Source organism: Limnohabitans sp. 2KL-3 (assembly GCF_001269405.1).
Taxonomy (GTDB): domain Bacteria; phylum Pseudomonadota; class Gammaproteobacteria; order Burkholderiales; family Burkholderiaceae_C; genus Limnohabitans_A.
Genome location: NZ_CXON01000048.1, coordinates 1 through 3,900 on the forward strand (window position 1 = coordinate 1; position 3,900 = coordinate 3,900).

Below are 3,900 nucleotides of genomic sequence, written 5' to 3' on the forward strand. Positions count from 1 at the left end.
CACCGCTGTCACAGCTGAGCGCCACGCTGGGTTTGCTGATGAGTGTGTCCAGCGTGAAGCTCAGCGTGCTGGCTGCACCTGCGTTGCCCGCGGCGTCCAACACCCGTGCTTTGACGGTGTTGCTGCCTTCGGCCGCCACAAAGGTGTTGCTCCAGGCCACGCCGTCTGTGCTGTATTGCAGTGTCGCGCTCACTTCGCTTGTGGTGGCGCTGAATGCGCCGTTTTGGGTGATCTTGTCGCTGCCCAGCACGCCGCTGTCGCACACCAGGCCCAATACGGGCGCTGCAGGCGCTTGGGTGTCCAGTGTGAAGGCGTAGTCGGTGACCGCGCCCTGGTTGCCCGCCGCATCGGTGACGCGCACTTTGACGTTGTTCACGCCTTCGGCCGCAGCCAAGGTGGCGGCCCAGGTCAGGCCGTCGGTGCTGTATTCGATCTGGCCTGCGGTTTCTGCTGTTTGCACCGCCAGTGTGCCGGTGTGGCTGATTTTGTCGTTGTTGGCCACGGCGGTCAGGCCGCTGTCGCACACCAGGCTGACGCTGGCAGCCACGGGCGCTGTTTTGTCCAGCGTGAAGCTCAGGCTGGAGGTGCTGCTGACGTTGCCCGCCTTGTCGGTGACGCGCACGCTGACGGTGTTGGCGCCGTCTGCGGCCGCAAAGGTGCTGTTCCAGGTGCTTCCGTTGGTGCTGTACTCCAGCGTGGCACCGGCTTCGGCCACCACGTTGAGGGCACCGTTGTTGGTGAGTTGGTCGCCCGCTTGGCTGCCGCTGTCGCACACCAAGGTGAGCACGGCCGCTGTGGGCGCTGTGCTGTCAAGGGTGAAGCTGTAGTCTTGTGTGCGTTGGTTGCCTGCCGCGTCCATCACGCGCACTTTGACGTTGTTCACGCCTTCGGCTGCCGCGTAGGTGCTGTCCCAGGTGCTGCCGTCGGTGCTGTAGCTGATGTCCGCTCCGGCTTCTGCGCCGGTGATGAGCAGGCTGGCGTCTTGGCTGACTTTGTCGCTGGCCGTGCCGCTGTCGCAGCTGAGCGCCACCGTGAAGGCACTCATCTGGCTGTCCAGCGTGAAGTTGAAGGCATTCGAGGTGGCCACGTTGCCTGCGGCGTCCGTCTGGCGCACTTGGACCGTGTTGCTGCCTTCTGTGGCTGCGAAGGTCGTGCCCCATGTTGTGCCGTTGATGCTGTACTCGACAGTAGCACCCGCTTCCAGGCCGCTCACGTTGATCACGCCGCTTTGGCTGATCTTGTCGCTGCTGCTGGTGCCGCTGTCGCACACCAGGGCCACGGTGGGTGTGGCCACAGCCGTATCAATCACCAGAGCCAGGGTTTGCGCTGGGCTGGTGTTGCCTGCCGCGTCTTGGGCCGTCACGCTCACGTTGCCGCTGGCGATCACCAAAGTGGGCGTCACGCTCCATTGGCCGTCTGCCGCCACCGTGGTGCTGAGCACTTCCAGTGTGCCGGGCATGGTCACTTGGATGATGTCGCCCGTGGTGCCCGTGCCGCTGATGGTCGGGGTGCTGTCGTTGGTGAGGCGGTCGGTCTTGGCCGCGCTGTTGCTGGCGTCGTCCAGTTGCACGGTGAACACCGGGGCTTTGGTGTCGACGGCGTAAGTCGCGTTGGCCACGGTGCCGGTGTTGCCTGCTTCGTCGGTGTAGGCAGTGCCCAGGCTGAGCGTGTTGCTGGCCGCTTCGGTGTCCACGTTCGGCGTGAACGTCGCTGTCCAGATCAGGCCGTCTGCGCTGGCGGTGAAGCTGCTCAGCGCGCCGTTGGGGGCCGTGATGTCGGCGTTGCTGAAGTCTTTGACTTTCTCGCTGAAGGTGATGGTGACCGTGGCGCTTTCGCCTGCTTTGAGGGCGTTGTCGCTCAAAGCGATGGTGGCGGTGGGGGCCTTCAAATCGATGGCGTAGTTGCCGCTTGCGGTGCTGGCGCCTTGGTTGCCCGCCACGTCGGTGTAGCTGTTGGCCACGCTCATCAGGTTGCTGGCGTCCGCTGTGCCTGCGGTGGGTGTGAAGGTGCCTGTCCAGGTTTTGCCGCCGTCGGTGGTGGTCAAGGTGCTGAGCGTGCCGTTCTCGACGGTGACGTCGGTGTTGTCAAAGCCGGTGACTTTCTCGCTGAAGCTGATCGTCACTTGCGCGGTCTCGCCTGCGGTCAAGGCGCTGTCGCTGAGCGTGATGCTGGCGGTGGGGCCTTGGGTGTCGACGGCGTAGGTGGCGCTCGATGCGGCTGAACCGGCGTTGGAGGCGAGATCGCTGTAGGCACCGGGGTTGACGCTGATGCTGTTGGCAGCGACTTCGACGTTGGCGCTGGGCGTGAAGGTGGCCGTCCAGGTGGTGCCGCCGTCGGTGCTGGCCAGGGTGCTCAGGGTGCCGTTGGGCGCGGTGACGTCGGCGTTGCTGAAGTCTTGGACGGCTTCGCTGAAGGTGATGGTGACTTTGGCGCTTTGACCGGCCGTGAGGCTGGTGATGGCCGTGTTGGTGTTGTCCGTGAGGGTGACGCTGGCCGTGGGGGCCTTGGTGTCCACGCTGTAGTTGCCGCTGTCGGCGCTTTGGCCTGCGTTGCCGGCCACGTCGGTGTAGGTGCTGGCCAGGGTGATGCTGTTGGTGGCTTCTTCGAGGTTGACGCTGGGCGTGAAGGTGCCGGTCCAGACGATGCCGTCGGTGCTGCTGAGCGTGCCCAGGCTGCCGTTGGCCACGGTGACGTCGGCGTTGCTGAAGTTGCTGACCTTCTCGCTGAAGGTGATGGTCAAGGTGGTGGTCTCACCGGCCTTCAATGCTTCGTCGGCCAGTTGGATCGTGGCCGTGGGGGCCAAGGTTTCCACGCTGTAGTTGCCGCTGGTGGCTGCGGTGCCCTGGTTGTCCGACAGGTCGGTGTAGTTGGCCAGCACGTTGACCACGTTGGTGGTGTCTTCAATGCTGGCCGTCGGTGTGAGGGTGGCGGTCCAGGTCAGGCCACCATCGGCTGTGGCCAGGCTGCTGAGCGTGCCGTTCTCAGCCGTCAGGTCCGACAGGTCAAAGGCTTTGACTTTCTCGCTGAAGGTGATGGTGACGGTGGCGGTTTCGCCCACTTTGAGGGCGCTCTTGTCGAGCACGATGCTTTGCACCGTGGGCACGGTGATGTCCACCTTGTAGGTGCGGGTGTTCGACTCCATTTGGGTGTTGCCTGCCGCGTCGCTGGCCATGAGCACGACTTCGATTTTTGAGCCTTGGTCGTCGATCAGGTCGGCCGTGGCCACGCTGACGCTGTAGTTGCCCAGCGCGTCCACGGTGCCACTGAAGGTTTGGCCGTTGACCAGCACTTTGACCAGGTCGCCTTCGCGGGCGTCGGTCACGCTGCCGGTGATGCCGGTCTGGGTTTGCACGGCGTCCGCAGGGCTCAGCGCATCATCGCCGCCAATGGCGTTGATGGTGACGGTGGGCGTGGGCGCTGTGGTGTCGAGCGTGAAGCTCAGGCTGCTGGCTGCGCTGACGTTGCCTGCTGCGTCCGTCTGGCGCACTTGGACCGTGTTGCTGCCTTCTGTGGCGCTGAAGGTGGTACTCCAGTCGGTGCCGTTCGAGCTGTATTGGACAGTTGAGCCTGCTTCCAAGCCGCCCACCGTGATGGCACCGTCTCGGCTGATCTTGTCGCTGCTGCTTGAACCGCTGTCGCACACCAAAGCGATGCTCGGTGTGGCCACTGCCGTGTCCATCACCAAAGGCAGTGTCTTGGGCGCACTCACCACGCCCGCTGCGTTGGTGGCCATCACGCTCACGCTGCCGCTGGCCACGTCCATCGTGGGTGTCACGCTCCACGTGCCGTCAGCGGCCACCGTGGTGCTGAGCACTTCGCCTGTGCCGGGCATCGTCACCTGGATGATGTCGCCCGTGGTGCCCGTGCCGCTGATCGTGGGGGTCACGTCGTTGGTCACCA

General features: G+C 64.5%; 1 protein-coding gene. It reads right to left on the reverse strand.

The genetic code is table 11. The annotated features are described in order from the left end of the window. A partial coding sequence (locus AMM41_RS21455) for an Ig-like domain-containing protein (RefSeq protein ID WP_194944943.1) occupies positions 1-3,886 on the reverse strand: 3,886 nt, incomplete at its 3' end. Between the last annotated feature and the right edge of the window lie 14 nt (positions 3,887-3,900).